This window comes from Haloarcula sp. Atlit-7R (assembly GCF_003666065.1).
GTDB lineage: Archaea > Halobacteriota > Halobacteria > Halobacteriales > Haloarculaceae > Haloarcula > Haloarcula taiwanensis.
The window spans coordinates 137,323-155,690 of record NZ_QXIK01000005.1; the positions used below are offsets into that span (position 1 = coordinate 137,323).

19 protein-coding genes are annotated in these 18,368 nt (G+C 63.1%); 12 read left to right on the plus strand and 7 right to left on the minus strand.

Annotated features, from left to right (window positions below):
* Positions 1-51: 51 nt before the first annotated feature.
* Complete coding sequence (locus tag D3D01_RS12525) at positions 52-2,136, minus strand: caspase family protein (RefSeq protein WP_121512405.1); 2,085 nt, start codon at positions 2,134-2,136, stop codon at positions 52-54.
* Between the two features lie 214 nt (positions 2,137-2,350).
* On the opposite strand from D3D01_RS12525, the gene D3D01_RS12530 reads away from it, so the two are divergent.
* From D3D01_RS12530 to D3D01_RS12540, 3 genes are read left to right on the plus strand one after another with little or no spacing between them, the layout of a single operon-like run.
* Entirely contained in the window at positions 2,351-2,803 is a 453-nt protein-coding gene (locus D3D01_RS12530; RefSeq protein ID WP_101349917.1) for a DUF5788 family protein, read from the plus strand.
* A 1-nt stretch (position 2,804) separates the two neighbouring features.
* Positions 2,805-4,541 carry a DNA polymerase/3'-5' exonuclease PolX gene (polX, locus tag D3D01_RS12535; RefSeq protein WP_121512406.1) on the plus strand — a complete coding sequence of 579 codons (1,737 nt, stop codon included), beginning with the start codon at positions 2,805-2,807 and terminating at the stop codon, positions 4,539-4,541.
* A complete protein-coding gene (locus D3D01_RS12540) occupies positions 4,534-4,998 on the plus strand; it encodes a Mut7-C RNAse domain-containing protein (protein ID WP_121512407.1) in 465 nt (154 codons plus the stop codon). Before polX ends, D3D01_RS12540 begins: the two co-directional genes overlap by 8 nt.
* A 24-nt stretch (positions 4,999-5,022) precedes the next feature.
* Here D3D01_RS12540 and D3D01_RS12545 read toward each other — a convergent pair whose 3' ends face one another.
* Complete coding sequence (locus tag D3D01_RS12545) at positions 5,023-6,042, minus strand: outer membrane lipoprotein carrier protein LolA (RefSeq protein WP_121512408.1); 1,020 nt, start codon at positions 6,040-6,042, stop codon at positions 5,023-5,025.
* A gap of 115 nt (positions 6,043-6,157) precedes the next feature.
* On the opposite strand from D3D01_RS12545, the gene D3D01_RS12550 reads away from it, so the two are divergent.
* From D3D01_RS12550 to D3D01_RS12560, 3 genes are read left to right on the plus strand one after another with little or no spacing between them, the layout of a single operon-like run.
* Positions 6,158-6,865 carry an ABC transporter ATP-binding protein gene (locus tag D3D01_RS12550; RefSeq protein WP_101349913.1) on the plus strand — a complete coding sequence of 236 codons (708 nt, stop codon included), beginning with the start codon at positions 6,158-6,160 and terminating at the stop codon, positions 6,863-6,865.
* Positions 6,865-8,100, plus strand: a complete 1,236-nt coding sequence (locus tag D3D01_RS12555) for an ABC transporter permease (protein WP_121512409.1) — start codon at positions 6,865-6,867, stop codon at positions 8,098-8,100. The genes D3D01_RS12550 and D3D01_RS12555 overlap by 1 nt, the downstream gene beginning before the upstream one ends.
* Positions 8,101-8,152: 52 nt before the next feature.
* Positions 8,153-8,632, plus strand: a complete 480-nt coding sequence (locus tag D3D01_RS12560) for a DUF5797 family protein (protein WP_101349911.1) — start codon at positions 8,153-8,155, stop codon at positions 8,630-8,632.
* A gap of 23 nt (positions 8,633-8,655) precedes the next feature.
* Here the strand turns inward: D3D01_RS12560 and D3D01_RS12565 are convergent, their stop codons facing one another.
* Positions 8,656-9,684 (minus strand): DUF5787 family protein, encoded by a 1,029-nt coding sequence (locus D3D01_RS12565; protein WP_121512410.1) that lies wholly within the window; start codon positions 9,682-9,684, stop codon positions 8,656-8,658.
* Between the two features lie 247 nt (positions 9,685-9,931).
* Between D3D01_RS12565 and D3D01_RS12570 the strand changes: the two genes are divergently transcribed.
* Entirely contained in the window at positions 9,932-10,300 is a 369-nt protein-coding gene (locus D3D01_RS12570) for a hypothetical protein (protein WP_121512411.1), read from the plus strand.
* Between the two features lie 22 nt (positions 10,301-10,322).
* On the opposite strand, the gene D3D01_RS12575 is transcribed toward D3D01_RS12570, so the two are convergent.
* Positions 10,323-10,754 (minus strand): bis(5'-nucleosyl)-tetraphosphatase, encoded by a 432-nt coding sequence (locus tag D3D01_RS12575; protein WP_121512412.1) that lies wholly within the window; start codon positions 10,752-10,754, stop codon positions 10,323-10,325.
* 95 nt (positions 10,755-10,849) lie between these two features.
* Between D3D01_RS12575 and D3D01_RS12580 the strand changes: the two genes are divergently transcribed.
* Positions 10,850-11,182: an uS10/mL48 family ribosomal protein gene (locus tag D3D01_RS12580; RefSeq protein ID WP_101349907.1), complete on the plus strand. Its 333-nt coding sequence runs from the start codon at positions 10,850-10,852 to the stop codon at positions 11,180-11,182.
* A 54-nt stretch (positions 11,183-11,236) separates the two neighbouring features.
* The gene (locus D3D01_RS12585; RefSeq protein WP_121512413.1) at positions 11,237-12,508 is read left to right on the plus strand and encodes an amidohydrolase; all 1,272 of its coding nucleotides are present in this window, start codon (positions 11,237-11,239) and stop codon (positions 12,506-12,508) included.
* A gap of 5 nt (positions 12,509-12,513) precedes the next feature.
* On the opposite strand, the gene D3D01_RS12590 is transcribed toward D3D01_RS12585, so the two are convergent.
* Together D3D01_RS12590 and D3D01_RS12595 are read right to left on the minus strand one after the other, a co-directional pair.
* Positions 12,514-12,966 carry a type IV pilin gene (locus D3D01_RS12590; RefSeq protein ID WP_121512492.1) on the minus strand — a complete coding sequence of 151 codons (453 nt, stop codon included), beginning with the start codon at positions 12,964-12,966 and terminating at the stop codon, positions 12,514-12,516.
* 241 nt (positions 12,967-13,207) lie between these two features.
* A complete protein-coding gene (locus D3D01_RS12595; RefSeq protein WP_121512414.1) occupies positions 13,208-14,626 on the minus strand; it encodes a geranylgeranyl reductase family protein in 1,419 nt (472 codons plus the stop codon).
* Positions 14,627-14,809: 183 nt separating this feature from the next.
* Between D3D01_RS12595 and D3D01_RS12600 the strand changes: the two genes are divergently transcribed.
* Both D3D01_RS12600 and D3D01_RS12605 read left to right on the plus strand, forming a co-directional pair.
* Positions 14,810-15,142 carry a 2Fe-2S iron-sulfur cluster-binding protein gene (locus D3D01_RS12600; protein ID WP_121512415.1) on the plus strand — a complete coding sequence of 111 codons (333 nt, stop codon included), beginning with the start codon at positions 14,810-14,812 and terminating at the stop codon, positions 15,140-15,142.
* Positions 15,143-15,337: 195 nt separating this feature from the next.
* Entirely contained in the window at positions 15,338-15,940 is a 603-nt protein-coding gene (locus tag D3D01_RS12605) for a hypothetical protein (RefSeq protein WP_053968013.1), read from the plus strand.
* Positions 15,941-16,014: 74 nt separating this feature from the next.
* Here the strand turns inward: D3D01_RS12605 and D3D01_RS12610 are convergent, their stop codons facing one another.
* Entirely contained in the window at positions 16,015-16,632 is a 618-nt protein-coding gene (locus D3D01_RS12610) for a stage II sporulation protein M (RefSeq protein WP_101349903.1), read from the minus strand.
* 133 nt (positions 16,633-16,765) lie between these two features.
* Between D3D01_RS12610 and D3D01_RS12615 the strand changes: the two genes are divergently transcribed.
* Entirely contained in the window at positions 16,766-17,743 is a 978-nt protein-coding gene (locus tag D3D01_RS12615; RefSeq protein ID WP_121512416.1) for a phosphoadenosine phosphosulfate reductase family protein, read from the plus strand.
* The last annotated feature ends 625 nt before the right edge of the window (positions 17,744-18,368 follow it).

The window sequence follows — 18,368 nt, forward strand, 5'->3', positions numbered from 1 at the left end:
TTTCGTTTTCCCTCAATAACAATTCGCTCGGATCCGCTTGTACTAAGCATGTCACATAATCAAATCAGTAGATAATGAAGTACTCCAATGAAGCCCCTGTTCTGTTCGCACTGGGACTTCTTCCATATTGAGAAATCTCAACAACTCCGACTCAGAAACGCTAAATTCCCCAATAGTGCCAGAGTTGAGGTATTGCTCATCAATACTTTTGATGTATGGTATTATTAAGCTCCCCAGTCCTCTGTTATCTGTGGTGTATGTTATCATCTCTACGGTATAACCATCCTCCTCTGGCTTTATTTTGAGCATATTTGGTGTTCCGCTTTCGGCTTGTGCAACCGTTACACTACCATCTCCCACAACAATATACTGACCACCGAGGACGCTCTCACCGCGTGCGATGGTAAGCGCCGCGCGAAGGGGGAAGCCGCAGTTCAGCAGCCGTGCGACCGTCTCACCCATGCGAACTGCGCCGTCGTTCAGAACTTCGTTGAGCGTGACGATGCCAGCGATTGCACCCTTTTCGACGAGCGCCAATCCCTGATTGTAGGAGTTGCAGGCGTTCAGCAGGAACGTGTCGATGCCGACCGAGTCGACCGTTGTCACGTCCAGTTTGCCATCGCTACAGACGAAGCCGTCATGTTCGGTGTGGCCGATATAGTGGAAGAACTCCGCGTCGGTCGTGAGAACGGTTCTGAGCTCCGCCGTCGTCAGGTCGTCGTGGACCGTGACATCGAACGGCAGGTCGTCGCGGGTGCCATACACGTCGTCGACGAGCTGTCGTTCCTCATCCATCCGGGCATCGTTCTGGACGACGCGAATCGTGATGTCCTCGGCGTTCGTGTCGCGGTCAAGCCGGTGTTCGAACGCTGCTTTGGTTAGCTTGCTCGCACCGATTGGGATACTGTCCCCAATCCAGGCCTGTTCCAGTGAGTCCTCGGCCTGCGGTTCGACGTAGTCCGTCTCGGTTGCGGCGGTGGCAGTGTCGGAACTCGCAGCGCGGGTGATGACATCATCACGGGTGAACTCGGCCTCGACCTCCGCCGGAACGCTCGCCTGGTTCAGCCGCTGTTGCTGGTGTGTCCGGACGATGGCGAGGTCATCGACGACATACGGGAGCTGTTCCGCGTTCGCCGGCACCGGGTCGATGTGGGTCGTCAGTCGCCACTTCGGAATGTGGTCCTCGATAACGTCGTACGGGACCTGCAGATAGGTGGCGACCTGCTCCGCTAGCGGCTGCTGATACAGCGATTGGAAGTCGAGGTCGACGTACGGTTCGATGGCCGCCCGTTCGTGCAGGTCTATCTGATGGAATCCTTCCGTGCGCGTGACACAGTCGAGGAAAAACAGGCGTTTGAGCGTGCGTCCGACCTCGGATTCGAAGCCCCGTGCTGTGTCGAGCGAGTAGGTAAATCCGGTGTCGGTCGTCAGCCGCGGTTCGGATGCGGGGACGAGCGAGGCTCCGAGGTAGTACGAGAGCGGTGCGGCGACGAAAACCGACGCGAGATTGGGCGGAAGTTCGAGCGTGACACCGGTGTCCGGACTGTCGATAGCCGCCGGGATGTCCAGCGTTTCACCGATCTCAAGCGCTGGGGGGTGGCCGCGAAGCGTTGGATAGGAGCGCTCGGGGTCGTAGGCCTTGAGCGCCGACCCGAAGGTCTCGACAGCGGCCATCATGTCGGTCGGGTCCTTGGTCGTCGTGACCGCGGCCGCGGGCCGGTCGTGCTGGGACCGAGCGCCGATGAGCACGTCCGTCGGGGAATCGAACTCGATTCGGGTCCGGTCCGAGTCGACGGTGACGGCAATCTGGGCGTCCTCGACCCGCATATATGTCTTTATCTGCGTCAGCGGGTCCAGTACGTAATCGTCCGACGGCAGCGTCTCCGACTCGAACTGTGCGACCTCAGCGGCTATCGCCCCGTCGTCGTCACGGACGTACACCATAACGACCGTCGGGAGTTCGATGGCCTGGGTCCGTATCCGGACGGCGTCCCCGACGGGATACTGGAACACGTCGGTCGCGGCGTCCCTGAGCGCGATGGGAGCGGGCGTGTGTATCCGGTAGCGCTGGCGCTCTATCTGGTCGATGACCGCGAGTCCCGGACGGTCGTCAAGCGGTTCGAAGGTTAGAGTCATATAATAACCGAGAGGGACGGTGTTATTCTCGTATCATACGAACGATAGAGATGATAAAAAAGATATCGCCGACCTCGGTCGAGACCGCTCACAGAGTTCGCTTGAGATAGGCTATTAACTAGGCACACGCGAGTGTAGCAAATGGGCAACGCTGTGCTACCCTCGATAGAACACGGGCGAAGCGGGTAAGGGCACCCCGGCCTAACAGCCGGTAGTGAAAGAGTTCGAGCGCAAACAGTTGCTGGAGCGCATCGAACGCGACAGCGCGACTGTCGGTGCGGACATTCCCGATGAAATCACCATCCAGGGTGAGAAGATCGAACTTCGGTCGTTCGTCTTCGAAATCAAACGTCGGGAGACAGTTCCGCGGGGCGAGCGCGAGCGCGTCGAGCAAGCGAAAAAGAACCTGCGGCGCGAGCGCCTCCAGCGAAAGCAACGAATCGAGGACAACGACGTGAGCTACGAGCGCGGCGAAGAGCTCGCCACGGCCATCATCGGCATCGACCGGGCGCTCAACGCCCTCGAACAGCTCGGTGCGGCGGATATCGAGCAGGAAGCGCAGGCACAGGAGGCGGCTGACAGAAAACGCTGGATGAAATTCCTGCAGAAAGCGCTGGGACACGAGGACGCGGACTCCGGCACGGGCCGTGCCGGGCGGAGCTACTGACATGAGCCGGAACGACGAAATCGCGACACTGCTCGAAGAGTTCGCCGACCTGCTGGACGCGAAGGGCGTCGAGTACAAGCCCCGGGCCTACCGCCGGGCGGCCGAGAACATCAGGGACTACCCCGGGGCCATCGAGGGGCTGGCCGCCGAAGGCGAGGACAGCGTCGGCGAGATTGACGGCGTCGGCGACGCTATCTCCGCGAAGGTGGTCGAGTACTTCGAGACCGGCGAAATCGAGGAGCTGACCGAACTGCGCGAGGAACTCCCCGTCGAGATGGACGCCCTCACGGCGGTCGAGGGCGTTGGGCCGAAATCCGTCGGCTCGCTGTACGATGCGCTAGGCATCACCACCCTCGACGAACTGGAGGCCGCGGCCGAGGCCGGCGAGATACAGGAGGTCTCCGGCTTCGGCGCGAAGACCGAGCAGAACATCCTCGACAACATCGACTTCGCCCGCGAGGCCCACGAACGGTCGCTGCTGGGCGAGGCCAGACCACAGGGCGACCGGATTCGGGAGTACATGGCCGCTGGTGACGCCGTCGAGGAGTGCGCGCTCGGGGGCTCGATTCGGCGCTGGCGGCCGACCATCGGCGACGTGGACGTGCTCGTCGGGAGCGCCGACGCCGACGCCGTCGTCGAGCGGTTCGCCGACTGGGACGGGCTCGACCGCGTCATCGAGTCCGGCGAGACGAAGGCGAGCGCCTACGCGGACGACGTGCGGGTCGACCTGCGGGTGGTCGACCCCGCCGAGTTCGGCGCGGCGCTGCAGTATTTCACCGGGAGCAAGGACCACAACGTGGCGGTCCGCAATCGCGCCATAGAGCGGGACCTGAAGGTAAACGAGTACGGGGTCTTCGATGTCGAGGGCGTCGAGGACGACGACCAGCGGGCCGGCGAACTGGTTGCCAGCGAGACCGAAGACGCGGTGTACGACGCGCTGGGAATGGACTGGGTCCCGCCGGAACTCCGTGAGAACCGCGGCGAGGTCGAGGCCGCCGCCGACGGGACGCTGCCGAACCTGCTGGCCGAAGGCGAGGTCCGTGGCGACGTCCACACCCATACGAACTGGTCGGACGGCAGAAACACTATCGCGGAGATGGTCGCGGGCGCGGCCGACTTCGGTCACGACTACCTCGCCGTCACCGACCACGCGACCGGGCCGGGGATGGTCGGTGGCGTCGGGGTCTCCGACGAGAAGCTCCGCGAGCAGATAGCCGAGGTCGAATCGGTCGCGGCCGAGGCCGACATCGACGTGTTCACCGGCGTCGAGGCTAATATCGCTGAAGACGGCACTGTCTCGGTCGCTGACGACTTGCTGGCGGAACTGGACGTGGTCGTCGCTTCACCCCACGCCGCGCTCGACGGCGACGGCACGGACCGCCTCGTCGCAGCCGCAGAACATCCCGACGTGAACGTCATCGGCCACCCGACAGGCCGCTATCTCAACCGCCGGGAGGGACTGGACGCGGATGTGGAGCGGCTCGCGGCCGTCGCCGCCGACAACGACACGGCCCTGGAAATAAACGCCAACCCGGCGCGGCTGGACCTCGGCGGCGGCGCGGTAAAGCAGGCTATCGAGGCCGGCGCGACAATCGCCATCAACACGGACGCCCACAGCCCGGGCGACCTCGACCTCCTGCGCTACGGCGTCCACACGGCGCGGCGGGGATGGGCCGAGACGGCGGACGTGCTGAACACCCGCGACGCCGAGGGGGTCCGCGAGTTCCTCGATGTCTGAGGAGACCCCGCGCGGCCGGCTCGCCCTCGATGCGATGCTCGGCAAACTCGCCACCTATCTCCGGATGTGTGGCTACGACACGGCCTACGCGCTGGACCGGGCCGCCGAGGCCGACGACGATCTCCTCGCTATAGCGGCACGTGAGGACCGGCTGGTGATAACTCGGGACAGCGACCTCGCCGCCCGCGCATCCGAGAGCGTGCTCCTCACCGAGCGGGAGATTGCTGATCAGTTGCGGGAACTCGCCGACGCCGGCTTCCGACTCTCGCTCGCCGACGAGCCGGCCCACTGTGGCGTCTGTAACGGGCCGGTCGAGCAGGTCGACCCGGTCGAACCCACGCCGGAGTACGCACCGACCGCGGACGACGAACGGGTCTGGCGCTGTACGGACTGCGGGCAACACTTCTGGAAAGGGAGCCACTGGGAAGCAGTCAAGAGAACGCTGGAAGAGCTATAGAATACAGACAGTTAGCGGGCGTCGCTACAGTTCTTCAGCGGCGGCGACGGCCTCGTCGGTCGTCCCCTCGACGACCACGCCAGTCGTGACAGCGTCTTCGGTCCAGTAGACGACAGCCCTGTCGTCGCGCTCGATTGCGGTCGCGTTCTGGCCGTTCACCTGTACTGCCGTCCCGTTCTCCACGTCCTCCAAGTACCTCAACGCGCCAGTGGCGCTCAGGACGGTCACGTTCTCGCTGTCAGCGTCGTACTGCTGGACCACGGCCGTACTCTCCGGCCGGCTGATATATCGCGCTTCCTCGAAAGTCCCGTTCTCGTACTCTGGCAGGTCCATATCCGTCGCGGACTGAGCCGCGTCGTAGGTGTCGTACGTTTCGACGGTCGTGACGGCGACCCGGTCAGCCGGCGGGGCGAACTGACTGTCGTCGATGCTGACGTTGAAATTCGTCTCCTCGACGGTGAGCTCCGTCCGGTTCGTTCCGTCGTCAGTGGTCATCTTGTGAACGCGGTAGTCCTCGGTATCGACCCACAGCGTCGTGTTCGGCGCGTCGATGCTCTCGTTGGTCGGTTCGAGGTCGAGAACGTACGTCGATTCGCCGTTGACCTCTGAAGTCCCGCGGAGCGTCGCTGTGACGTTCTCCTCGGGAACCGGGTCGGTCGAGTCGTTCATCGCCACGGACTCCGCAGTCAGTTCGCGGGCATACGACCGGTTCTCGCCGACCGCCCAGACGACAGTCCCGTTCGTCCCCATCTCGTACGACCGGGTCTCGCTCGTGACGGCGGCCCACGTTTTGTTCGGCTCAGCGGCGGCATATTCGACCATTGCAGTCTTCGACGCCGAGTCGTTCATGACAGTCACAGTCGCGGTTCCGGTAATCGTCTCGGCTGCGTCGTAGCGCTGCTCGGTCTGGTCCAGCACCTCGTCGCCGGACGGTTGCCCCATCTCGCTGAGGCCAGACACACCAGCGACCGCTCCAGCGGCCAGCAGTCCGATAGTGACAAACACAGCGACGATAGCCAGTCTCCGTCCGGTATTGGCTGTCATTGGCCTGCCTTAGGACTGGAGTGGTAAGTGGGTTGCTCCTATCACAGCACCGGAACTTTCGTCGGGGCTGACCACGGTCGAACCCCTCATTGCTGTCCAGTCCGTACGCGGGGCCGTGAGCGAGCCAGCGAACACGACCGTCCGCGTCGAGGGCGTCAGCAAGCAGTACGACCTCGGCGGGACGGTGACGGCGCTTGACGACGTGAGCCTGGACCTGGCGGCCGGGTCGTACACGGCGGTGATGGGTCCGAGCGGTTCCGGCAAGAGCACGCTGTTGAACCTCATCGGCGGGCTGGACACGCCGTCGTCGGGGCAGGTCGTGGTCAACGGACAGGACGTTTCGGCGGCCAGCGAGGCCGAGCGGGCCGACATCCGCGGGACAGAGGTCGGGTTCGTCTTCCAGACGTTCAATCTCATGCCGCGACTCTCCGCGGTGGAAAACGTCGCTCTGCCACTGGTCTTCGACGGTTGGGACCGCGCCCGTCGCCGCGAGCGGGCGAGGTCGCTCCTCTCTGAGGTTGGACTCGGCGACCGCACCGACCACGTCCCCGCGGAACTCAGCGGCGGCCAGCGCCAGCGGGTCGCCATCGCCCGTGCGCTGTCGACCGACCCGGCGTTGATTCTCGCCGACGAGCCCACCGGCAACGTCGACACGGACACCGGCGCGCAAATCTTGGACCTGTTCGACGACCTGCACGCGGCGGGCAACACGTTCCTGCTCGTGACTCACGAGCGCCACGTCGCCGAGCGGGCCGAGCGCATCGTCCACGTCGAGGACGGCCACATCCAGTCCGTCGAGGACGTCTCCGGGGGCAAACAGTGATGGACGCCGGCGAGAGCGTCCGCATCACGCTCCGGTCTATCAGGGCCCACAAACTCCGGTCGGCGCTGACGGTCGTCGGCGTAATCATCGGCATCGCGTCGGTCATCACCTTCGCCACGTTCGGGGCCAGCGTCGAGGCCGAAATCGTCGGCGACATCGAGACTTCGAACGCGGGCAACATCTACGTGTTCGGGACGCCCGCCGGCGACGACGACTTCGACCGGACGCTCCAGCCGGTGTTTACCGAGTACGACGTACAGCAGTTGGAGGGGATTCCGGGCGTGCAGGCGGCGCTTCCGCGCGGTATCGTCCGGACCCAGTCGATACGACACGGAAACCGGACGTTGGCCAGACAGCAGGTCACGGCAGTGCGACCGGCCAGCATCGGCGACGGCGTCCTCGTCGAGGGCCGGTCCTTCGGGGCCGAGGAGTCGGCGGTCGTCGTCAACGAGCGCATGGCCGGGTCGTTCGCCGAGAACCTCACGGCCGGCGAGCGGCTCACGATGACGATGCCTGACGGGAGCGAGCGGAACGTTACTGTCGTCGGCGTCGTCAACGGGACTCGCGGGGAAGTCCCGGTTAGCGACTTCGCCCGCCAGCCGCGGGTGTACGTCCCCATCGACCCGTTCTACGACTCCGTCGTCGAGAGCCCGGCGGCGGGCGTGCGACAGCGCGCGTACCCGCAGGTGACGCTCGTCGTCGACCCGCGGGCGATTCCGGAGGCCCAGTCGGCGATTCAGGGCTACATCTCCGGCGACGCGGACGCGCGGTCGCTGTCGGCCGACGACACGGAACTGGTCGCGCGGTCGGGCAACGACTTCGTTGAGGAGATTAGCGACGTTATCGAGCGCATCACGCGCTTCGTGACAGGTATCGCCGTCATCGCGCTGGTCGTCGGCGCTATCGGCATCGCCAACGTGATGCTCGTCAGCGTCACCGAGCGCACCCGTGAAATCGGCATCATGAAAGCCGTCGGGGCGCGCAACCGAGACGTGATGCAGGTGTTCCTCGTCGAGGCCGCACTGCTCGGGACGATTGGCTCGCTGCTCGGCGTCCCGCTGGGACTCCTCGTCGGCTACGGCGCGACTCGGTACGCTGAAGTGACGTTCTCGCTCGCGCCGCTGTGGATGGCGCTGGCTGTTGGCGTCGGCGTCCTTGTCGGCGTCGTCGCCGGTCTCTACCCGGCATGGCGGGCGGCACGGGTCGACCCGATCGACGCACTCAGACACGAGTGAGCCTTACCCGGATTCAGAACACCGAAATACGTGGTCGTCGTACCGACGGGCCATGACCCTCTCGGAGGAGGCCCGCGAGCGACTCGCCGACATCGTCGAGCTCCAGCCGACGAAAAACGGCGAGTTGCAGGAGCGCTGGGACATGGACAGCGGAAGCGAGGTCCACCAGTACCTCGAAGCCGAACTCAAGGAGTACTACTACCGCAACGACAACAGCCTCATCTGTGCGACGCCGGAGGCGACGACGCTCATCGACGGGGAAGACTCCGAGCGGATTCAGACAGTGACGGTCACCCCGCTCCAGCAGGCTATCGTCGACGTAATCGCTGGACCGGACGAGGAGAGCCAGAGTGTCGTCGCCGTGTTACACGCCCTCCGCGAGGTCGGCGAGGACCGCGACACCGACGAGGTTCGCTCTGCGCTTCGCAGCCTCGCGGACAAGGGTATCGTGGAGACCGTCGAGAAGACCGTGCCGACGTTCAGGTTGGCCGTACCGCGCGACGAACTAGATATCGAGCTGTCCGAGGAATGAGACCGGACCGCGGTATCGGTCGGTTACTCCGACAGCCCCGGCCGCTGGCGGCGTCGTCGCCGCGCTAACAACCGCCTTATTGCCTGGCCCGGCCCGCCGTCGAGCGGCCAATCCATCGACCGCCACGCCGGCGGCTCCGGCTCGTAGGACGGGCACTGGCCCCGACACTCCGCCGCTGTCGGCAGACAGTCTTTCGCCGCACAGTAGGGATACACGCCAGTCTCGCCAGCGGTGAGCTGGAAGTGCCGGCAGTCGGGGCGCATCGTGTCGGCGTAGGCGCGCCACCCACGAGCGTACGCTCGCTCCGCGATGGTGAGTCGCCGCTCCTGCTTCCAGTCGGGGTCTACGTACTCGAACCGGGCCGCGCTGGTGTCGTCGGTCGGGCGGTCGAGAATGCGCGTTCCGGGGTCGTCGACCGACAGCGACCGCGGTTGCCAGACCGCCTCGGCCGTACCGGCTTCTGGGTCGACTGTCAACACACCGGCGGCAGCGGGCAGGTCCGCTAGCAGAATCGGCTCCACGCGCTCATCGGTCGCCGCCGTCGCGACCCACACCTCATCGGCCAGCGACAGCGCGATGTCGCGCTGTAGTTGCGGGACGAGGTTCCTGGCGGCGCTTGCCGTCAGGTCGGGCTTGTTCTCGATGGCGATGACCCGCCGGAGCCAGTCCGGATACGGGCGCACCCGACGGATTTCGATGCGGTTGCCCCGCTTGCGGGTCTCGATGGCGTCCCGGTCGGCTGCCTCGTGAATCGACTCCCGGACGTACCGCCACGGATAGCCCGGGTCCGGCAGTGCCTCGCGGTAGTAGGTCCAGTCAGCCGGCGCGTGCCGGAGGACGTGCAGGAGGTCCGAGTCGAACGCGTCCGGGCCGAACGTCGCCCGCTCCCGGAGCCCGTCGGGGTCACACTCCAGTACGATGGTGTCCCAGCGGCGGTGTTTCGTCCCAAGCTGTCTGGCGACGAGCACCGCCGCGTCGTCAGACGGCGACCATGCTCGCTCGGCCCACTGGCAGACAGACAGCTCGAAGGCGAACTCGGAGTCAGGAGCCACGGGCAGTCGTTGTCGGCTTCGGACCAAAACCCTTCGTTCCGATGCCGGAGCCTCGCACGGGCCAGCGTTCCCGGCATCGTTTCGTTCGGTGACACAACCCGATTATTTATGTGATAGCTTCAGAAACAAACCGTCGGTTACGAATGACACACCAGAAGCCTGGAGACAGTCCAGCCGCGATAGCCCTCAACACAGCGCCCCAGCCGACAGGCGACGCCGCGTTCAGCGCCCTCAGTGGAGGGACAGTATGAGTTCCGCCGCCCGCGGCGACGGGATATTCGACCAGTACACGACGATACAGTGGATTGCGGCAGGCATCGTCGCGTTGCTGACCTTCCCAATCGGACTCGCCGTGCCGGCCTACTTCTACATCAAGACCTCAAACGGCAGCGCTCGGGACCAGGGGGCCTGGGAGGCGTGGGCGGTCATCCTAGTCGGCATCCTCGGTATCGTCGCGGTCGAACTCGGCGGCGAGACGGGCGCGAAAATCGCCATCGCGGTCGCGCTGCTCGGGATACCGGTCCTGCTCATCCTCTTTGCTGCCGTCATCGGGAGCTTCGTGGTCGGCATGGGCAACGCGACGGCAGTGGCGCTGCTCGTCGGTGTCGCGGTCTGAGAACCGGGCTCCCGGCGTCCGGTTACTCTTCTTCGTCCTCGCGCTCGTCGAGGAACTCGTGTGCCTCTTCGAGTATCTCGCGGGGGCCGTCCTGCGTGACGGTGTTTATCGCTTGTTCGTAGTCGCGCCACTGCAGGTCGCGATGTTCTGTGGACAGTTCAGCTGACGCTTCGAACGATTTCGCGACGAACAGGTGGACCGTCTTGTGGATGGTGTTGCCGTTCGCCTCGAACACGTAGTCGTAGTCTTCGCGGAACCCGTCTAAAAGCCGGAAATCGCCGATACCGGCCTCCTCTTTCACTTCGCGTATGGCGGTCTGCTGGAGCTCTTCCTCGCCCTCGACGCCGCCCTTGGGGAACTCCCAATCGCCGGGTCGGCTCTTGAGCAGGAGGTACTCCCGCCGGCCACGCGTATCGCGAAAGAGGATGGCTCCCGCGCTCGTGGCCTCTATCATTATCGGATTTTATGACACCGCTACTTAAGAGAATATCGGAGACACAACGGAAACAGATGGTCTTTTGTCACTCGCGGCTGAGTGTTCGTCTACAGATGCCCTTTGTCACGACGCTTACTTTCACCAGTGGGGACCGACACCGACTCGACGACGTCGTCACGGAGATCAAGGAAAACGCCGAGCAGAAGGGGGTCGAACTGAAAGGCCCCCATCCGAAACAGCCACAGGAGCTACGCATCCCGCAGTCGAAGTCGCTGGGGCCGGGCGGCGGCCGCTTCGAGTCCTGGACTCACACCGTCTACACCCGGACCATAGAGATAGTCGGCTACGAGGAGTTCGCTCGGACAGTCACTCAGCGGACGTTCCCGGACGCCATCCACGTCGAGGCCGGCGTCGAACAGCGCACGCAGGTCGGCAGCGGGTCGTAGGCCCGCCGCCGTTCCCGTGGATTATTATAAGTGAGTGTGCCCCGTTTCGCCGGCATGAACGAGTCCCAGCAGGAGCGGCTCCGGTCCCTCCGGCGTGACCTGCACAGCTATCCCGAACCCGCGTGGCGGGAGTTCTACACCACCAGTCGCATCGTCGACGAACTGGAACGCATCGGCGTCGACCAGTTGCATCTCGGGCGGGATGTCGTCGACGCCGACGCGCGGATGGCGGTCCCCGACGACGACGAGCTCGACGCCTGGCGGACGAAGGCCCGCGAGGCCGGTGCCCGGGAGGACGTGCTGGAGGCCGCCAACGGAGGGTTCACCGGTGCGCTGGCCGTCGTCGAACAGGGCGAGGGACCGACCGTCGCGCTCCGGGTCGACATCGACGCGCTCCCGATACGGGAGGCCGACAGCGCCGCACACGCCCCGGCGGCCGCGGGGTTCCGCTCGGGGAACGAGGGGTACATGCACGCCTGCGGCCACGACGCCCACGCGACAATCGGCCTCGGCGTGCTGGAGGCGGTGAAAGAGAGTGATTTCCGCGGCACGTTCAAAGTCGTCTTCCAGCCCGCCGAGGAGGTCATCGGCGGCGGGAAGGCCGTCGCCGAAAGCGGTCATCTGGACGATGTGGACCACCTGCTGGCGATACACGTCGGTCTCGACCATCCGACTGGAGAGATTGTCGCCGGCGTCGGCGGCTTCCTCGCCGTTCGGCAGTTCGAGGCGACGTTCAGCGGTGGGACAGCCCACGCAGGAGGACATCCAGCACAGGGACGGGACGCTGTACAGGCCCTTGCGACCGCCGTACAGAACCTCCATGCGATTCGCCGCCACGGTGACGGCGCGACACGGGTCAACGCTGGCGTCGTCGAGGGCGGCACAGCGACGAACATCGTCCCCGGGGAGGCGACGCTGGAAGGGGAAGTCCGCGGCGAAACGACCCCGCTCAAGGAGTACATGAGCGGGCGGGCAGACACCGTCATGTCGTCGGCTGCAGAGATGCACGACTGCGAGGTCGCCATCGAGACGACGGCGGAAGCACCGAGCGCGGTCAGCGACGACACGCTTGCAGACGTGGTGTATAAAATGGCCGACACAGTTCCCGGCGTCACCAGCCGCCTTCGAACCGACGATCTCGGCGGCAGCGAGGACGCCACCTATCTGATGGACCGCGTCCAGAATCACGGCGGGACGGCGACGTTTGTCGGTATCGGGACCGACCATCTGGGCGGCCACCACACCCCCACATTCGATGTCGACGAAGACTCGCTGGCTATCGGCGTCGATGTCGTCACCGGGGCAGTCCGCCGGCTGAGCGAGTGACTACGCTACGGCGCTTCCCAGCTGGCGAGTCGGATCGATTTGCCGCTATCCGGCGACTTCCAGTTCAGTGTGACTGTCGCGTCAGAAAGGTCCGATGCCCCGGAAAACGTCACCCGTGACCCGGCCGTGATTTCCGAACCAGCCGACAGCGCGCCGCTGAGACTCGAGAAATCGTGCTGTCCGTTGGCTCCTGAAGCCCCGCTAACAGTGATGTACAGATTTCCGGCCCGAATCGAGTCGCCGCTTCGGTGTTCGATTGTCAGGGTGTCGGGACTCCCGGCATCGTAATCAAATGAGAACGCCGCCTGTGGCGCGCTCTGGCCGATGTTCCCTGAGCCGAAGTCGAGGAAGAACGCCGCTGCTGTCGCCGCTAACAGTACTGTTATTGCAACCATTAGGATGACACCCACAACTGGCGAGACTGCACTGTCGTCAGATTTGAATCTACGTGCTAGCATGATTGACCCCCACTCGGCGACGGTCGACACGCTGTCACCATCTCGGTGACCCCCCGGTCAACCGACGCCGGTGCGACTTCATTTTGTTATCATGTTGTCGAATAATAAAACTTGTCGTTCAGAATTTCAGTTCATATAGTAATTAATTACTATCGAGATAACATTCAAAACCAGACACTTGACACTGACAGACGTCTATCAGAGAGTTAGATGTAGCCGAAAGCCGCAACGAACCGCTGAATCAGTACTTGGGGTCTGCGCCAGTGACGTCGTAGATATCGTCCATAATCGAATCGCGCTCGCGTTGCCAGGCTTCGAAGCCGCTCCGGTCGCTCGGGTAGGATTCGTAATGGTCCAGTAGCCGGTCGGCAGCCTTTTTTGTCTGGTAGAGGTCCCTGATCGTCCCAAGGTGGCCGATGCTCTTGACGGCCATCTTGAGTTTGAGTCCGAGTCCGATGCTGGTCGAACCGCCGTACAGTGCCTCTGCGAGCTTCTCGCCGGGCAACGCGGCCAGCAGGGCCATCAGGTCGTCGACGTCGTAGGCGGTGGTGAATATGTTGTACACGTCAAGCGCCGCATACCGTGCGCCGAAGTGGTCCATCACGCGCTCGTTGTACTCCCAGAGCGCGGCTTCGTCGTCCGTCCGGCCAGATTCGATGGCTTCGATAGCCTGTTCAGCGGCGTAGGTCCCGGCGTAGGCTGCACCGGCGATACCGCCGCCGGTCGTCGGATTGACGTGTCCGGCGGCGTCGCCGACGGCCATGAATCCGGGCGCGACGGCGGAATCGTACGGCCGGCGTGTCGGCAGCGCAGCGCCGAGTTTATCCTGTACCTTCGCGCCCTCGAACTCGCTTCGACCCTGGAGGTCGCGCTTGAGGTCGTCGACTAGCTCCATCGGCTCCTCGTTCATCTGGAAGCCAAGGCCGGCGTTGATCTCCGTGTCCGTGCGCGGGAAATACCAGAGATAGCCGGCAGAGCGCTCGGTCGGCTTGAACACGAGCGCGTCGTCCCACTCGACCGGCTCGTCAACCTCGATAATCTCCCGGTATGCCGAACAGAACTGCGAGTACTGGACGTTCGTATCGAAGGTCGCCTCTTCGAGGTCAGTCTTGTCCTGCAGAATAGACAGTGCGCCGGCCCCGTCGATGACCATGTCACCCTCGTACGTGACGGGGTCGCCTTTCCGCATGGCTTTTACGCCGGTCACACGGCCGCTGTCGTCCTGTAGCACGTCCTGAACGACAGTGTCGTAGTGGAACTCCACACCGCTATCGTTTGCACCCTCGATGAGACAGCGACCGTACTCCCAGCGGTCGATGACAGCGAGTTCACCCGGCACGGGGATCTCGAGAACGGTATCCTCCTGTGGGATCTCGAACCGGCCGTGGTCGACATCCGTATTGGTAAACGCCGGTTCGAGCTGGGACTTCGGAATCGCGTCGGGGAAATCGCTGGCTCCTTTCAGCGCGTCCCCGCAGGCGATATGGCCGGCCTCGGTCTCGTCTTTGCGCTCCACGACGACGACGTCGTAGCCCGCATCCGCGACGGTCGCGGCGGCGTAACAGCCGGATGTCCCGGCCCCGACGACGACAACGTCCACGGAAACGGTCCGTGCTGTCGCCGACGCTCCGCCGGCGTTGCCGTCCTGGTGTGTGGTCATGCACTCCCGTCCTGCCCGGAGAGAGAAAATTATTCCGCTACGGGTTTCAGCGGACGACTGGAACCATTCTTCGCAATGAGCGGTCCGTTGCGGGTGTTTGGTGTGGCGTCGACGGTAGCAGTCCGTTTCACTCCGGGGCAACGGTGATAAAGAGTTTTGCTGGGGGGTATCAAATGGCTGAGCATGACCGAGCATACGGTGACATTTGTGGGGACGGGTGAGGAGATCACCGTCTCCGAGAAGGAGACGATTCTCTCGCGGTGTATCGAAGAGGGTATCGCACAGGAGTATTCCTGCCGCGTGGGGATGTGCTTGGCCTGTTCGGCGAAGATTGTCGAGGGGTCGGTTACCCAGCCTGCCGCCCGTGGACTGACCGACCGGGAACGGGAGAACTACGCACTGACCTGCATGGCACGACCGCAGTCGGACCTGAAACTCGACCGCGGGAAGTACCCGCCCAGTATTGAAGGGGATGTGACCCCGGAAGACGGCGACCCCACACCAGCGGACGACTAGTAGGCACTGGATACTACTAGCATATGGCCTACTAGAAGGTCTGTAAATACCTTTAACATACGCCTGATAGATTGCCTGATATAGAGCGGTGCAACCGCGAATGAAGGACAGGTCATATAAGCAAGTGGCCCCTATAGTGTAGTGACTACAGCGTCAGCGGACGGCCTTCGACGACTGATACACGCTTCCCCAACCATGACCAGCCGCGTATACAGACTTCACTCGACACTTGAACTGCCACTGGAAGACGCATACGATTTCTTCGAGGATCCGGATCTTCCACCTGAAATCGCTGACATCGATATCACCCGTCGAAACAATACGCTCATCGTCAGCGCCGTCGCCAAAGACGACTCTATGAGCAAGTACACTCCGACGGCCCAACTCAAGGCGAGCGTCACGGAGAATCGGGTGTACGAGGAGGACCCCGACGAAATGGGGCCGCCCGGAGCCGCGAGTACTGGAAGCTCCGGAGGTGGCCCCCAGTGGGGCGCACTCGAAGAGGAGGAGGAAGAGATCGAGTCTGAACTCGTCGAGTACGCCTGTTTCAAAGGCGACCGCGAGACCGTACTCCAGAACACTGCACTCCAGTACGCGATGTTCGAAGTCCTGTGTGACGTCGCGAAAGTCGCAGAGAAGGGAACGCTGACGGCAATTGCGGCGGTCGACGAGGAACTCGAAGCTGTCCGCATCGTCGATGGGGAAGAGCGGCCCGCTGCAATCAACGTTGCAGAGGAACCCCGCGACGGCGAGGAAGAAGAGGGCGTCAACTGGCGCGACAACGAGTTTATCTCGTAACGCGGCCCCGTCCCGGTCACGGATTCAGTTTTGCCGAGCTGCAGCTCAACACCGTTACCGGGCGGTCTATGCCGCTATGCCGGCGCAATGCCTGAGAGGTCAGCGTCGGTAAATCGTGACGCGATTTCGATGGTGAGATTCGCTTCGATGTAGGCCGCAATCACGATGAACACGGCGGCCGTCGCAAGCAGCCATCCGGCCTCCCGGATATCCTGTCGAGTGGCCAGTTCGTTCGTCCGGCCGCGAATGTACTGAATCGTGCGCCAGCCGAACCGGAGTCCAACGGCGGCGACGATGAGCAGTGCGGGAATCTCGATAAGGCCGTGTGGGACGATGAGTGCGGCGACGACGACAGGCGAAACCTGCTTGAGTGCGATACCGACGACGACTCCGATGAGCAATCCGTTCAAGACGAGTGAGAGGACCGTCATCGAACCGAGCGAAATCGCGCCGAGCAACATCACGAGCAACGCACCGAGGTTGTTGACCGTCAGCGAGAGGGTCGTTAACTCAGCCGGCATAAAGGGGTTTTCGCCGGCCGTTCCGGGGGTCTGAAGCCATTCGGTGGGGACCTGGCTGCCGAGTCCGTACCCGACCAGCGCGCTGGCAAACAGTATCAGCGCGGCGGCGGGGACGTAGCGTAACAGCCAGCGGTGGAAGAGACGGGCCGGGAGGCTTGGGCGGTCGTCCATATCACGTCTTTTGCGCGGGCCGCAAAAAACCGAGTGACCGTGTGCACGCGACCGTCAGCCATTTGCCACTGTCTCACACACCTGTCGGTCATCCAAAAAGTACTTGGCATTCGTAATTATATCTCATTACACTATGTCCGAATCAGCAGAGTTCCCGGACTATCTGGACGTTGATTACACTGACGGGGAAGGCGAAGACCCCGAAGAGTACCCGACTGTCAACCACAAGATCGAGAAGGCTATCGAGGTTACGAAGACTGGCCTCGAAGAGTACAAGAACCCTGTCGTGATGTGGACCGGCGGCAAGGACTCGACGCTGACGCTGTACTTCGTCAAGGAAGTCGCCGAGCGGTTCGACCTCGAAGTCCCACCAGTCGTCTTCATCGACCACTACCAGCACTTCGACGAGCTCATCGACTTCGTCGAGCACTGGGCTGACGAGTGGGACCTCGACGTCATCTGGGCGCGCAACGAGGACGTGGGCAACTACGTCGACGAGAACGGTCTTGAACCGGGTGACAACATCCCTGTCGACGAACTCTCTGAGCACAACCAGCACCACATCCGGAACATCCTCGAATACGAGGAGGACACGTTCCCGTTCCTGCTCGACACCTACGTCGGCAACCACCTCCTGAAGACGGTGGCGCTCAACGACACTATCGAGGAACACGACGTCGACGGCATCCTGTCGGGCATCCGCTGGGACGAGCAGGAGTCTCGCGCCGACGAGACGTTCTTCTCGCCGCGTCACGACCCGGACATCTACCCGCCGCACGACCGCATCCAGTCGATTCTCCAGTTCGCGGAGGCTGACGTGTGGGAAGCCTTCTGGAACTTCGTCGTCCCAGACACAGTCGAGGGGTACCCGGACGACGGCTACGTCCCGCAGGGCCAAGACGACCTGCCCGAGGGCATCGAGAAGGAAGACGTGCCGGTCTCGCCGAAGTACTTCGCTGGATTCCGTTCGCTCGGGAGCGAGGTCAGCACCGACAAGTCCGCGGAAGAGCCTGCCTGGCTGCAGGACATGGCGAACACGACCGAGCGCGCCGGCCGCGCCCAGGACAAGGAAGACCTGATGGAGCGCCTGCGCGACCTCGGCTACATGTAAACGGGCGCAAGCCTCGCCGTTTCTGCGTCGTTCTTTTTTTGGTAGGAACACCTATGTCACTGCCCTCGATGAGTCGTTCACATCTGTCCCCACACCCCCACGGGGTGACGTATCAATCGGTAAGGTGGTTGTTGAACTCGGAGCCGACAGCCGGCACTGAATGGTGGCGTGATAGTACTTCGACGCGAGTCGATGTCGTCCGCGCCTGTCCAGGTCTCAGGACATGTGGAACTGCGCAGTTCACTCCAACAGAGTGTGCGTTTCTTCCAGTTTCTACAGAGGAACAGCCATACATGTCGAGCAGCGATTCTATGTTGTGACTTGTTCACTGTAATTGAACAGTGTGAATATCCGCCATACCAGCAGGCCGCCTCGGATTTGAGGGCGTCTGCTCCCTGAAATCATGCGTAAGATGAGTTATGTACAATTGTCGAGAAAAGGTTTAGGTACTGTCGAACACTACAGGTAAGCGAATGAGTTCAGACCAGTACAACTGTCCGAACTGCGGGGCGGAATTGAGCTACCAGACGACGAAGCACAACGGCTGTTCGAACTGCGGTTTCGTTCCGCCCCACAGTGCCGAGTAACGCGGATTGGGACGAGTAACCGGACGTGCTGTTCTGTC

Bases quoted from the DNA above. Each gene is read 5' to 3' on its own strand.
- D3D01_RS12605 (WP_053968013.1), top strand. From the start codon at position 15,338: ATGACCAGCCGCGTATACAGACTTCACTCGACACTTGAACTGCCACTG.
- D3D01_RS12610 (WP_101349903.1), bottom strand. From the start codon at position 16,632: ATGGACGACCGCCCAAGCCTCCCGGCCCGTCTCTTCCACCGCTGGCTG.
- D3D01_RS12615 (WP_121512416.1), top strand. From the start codon at position 16,766: ATGTCCGAATCAGCAGAGTTCCCGGACTATCTGGACGTTGATTACACT.
- D3D01_RS12560 (WP_101349911.1), top strand. From the start codon at position 8,153: ATGACCCTCTCGGAGGAGGCCCGCGAGCGACTCGCCGACATCGTCGAG.
- D3D01_RS12555 (WP_121512409.1), top strand. From the start codon at position 6,865: ATGGACGCCGGCGAGAGCGTCCGCATCACGCTCCGGTCTATCAGGGCC.
- D3D01_RS12570 (WP_121512411.1), top strand. From the start codon at position 9,932: ATGAGTTCCGCCGCCCGCGGCGACGGGATATTCGACCAGTACACGACG.
- D3D01_RS12575 (WP_121512412.1), bottom strand. From the start codon at position 10,754: ATGATAGAGGCCACGAGCGCGGGAGCCATCCTCTTTCGCGATACGCGT.
- D3D01_RS12600 (WP_121512415.1), top strand. From the start codon at position 14,810: ATGACCGAGCATACGGTGACATTTGTGGGGACGGGTGAGGAGATCACC.
- D3D01_RS12585 (WP_121512413.1), top strand. From the start codon at position 11,237: ATGAACGAGTCCCAGCAGGAGCGGCTCCGGTCCCTCCGGCGTGACCTG.
- polX (WP_121512406.1), top strand. From the start codon at position 2,805: ATGAGCCGGAACGACGAAATCGCGACACTGCTCGAAGAGTTCGCCGAC.
- D3D01_RS12540 (WP_121512407.1), top strand. From the start codon at position 4,534: ATGTCTGAGGAGACCCCGCGCGGCCGGCTCGCCCTCGATGCGATGCTC.
- D3D01_RS12525 (WP_121512405.1), bottom strand. From the start codon at position 2,136: ATGACTCTAACCTTCGAACCGCTTGACGACCGTCCGGGACTCGCGGTC.
- D3D01_RS12580 (WP_101349907.1), top strand. From the start codon at position 10,850: ATGCCCTTTGTCACGACGCTTACTTTCACCAGTGGGGACCGACACCGA.
- D3D01_RS12595 (WP_121512414.1), bottom strand. From the start codon at position 14,626: ATGACCACACACCAGGACGGCAACGCCGGCGGAGCGTCGGCGACAGCA.
- D3D01_RS12545 (WP_121512408.1), bottom strand. From the start codon at position 6,042: ATGACAGCCAATACCGGACGGAGACTGGCTATCGTCGCTGTGTTTGTC.
- D3D01_RS12590 (WP_121512492.1), bottom strand. From the start codon at position 12,966: ATGCTAGCACGTAGATTCAAATCTGACGACAGTGCAGTCTCGCCAGTT.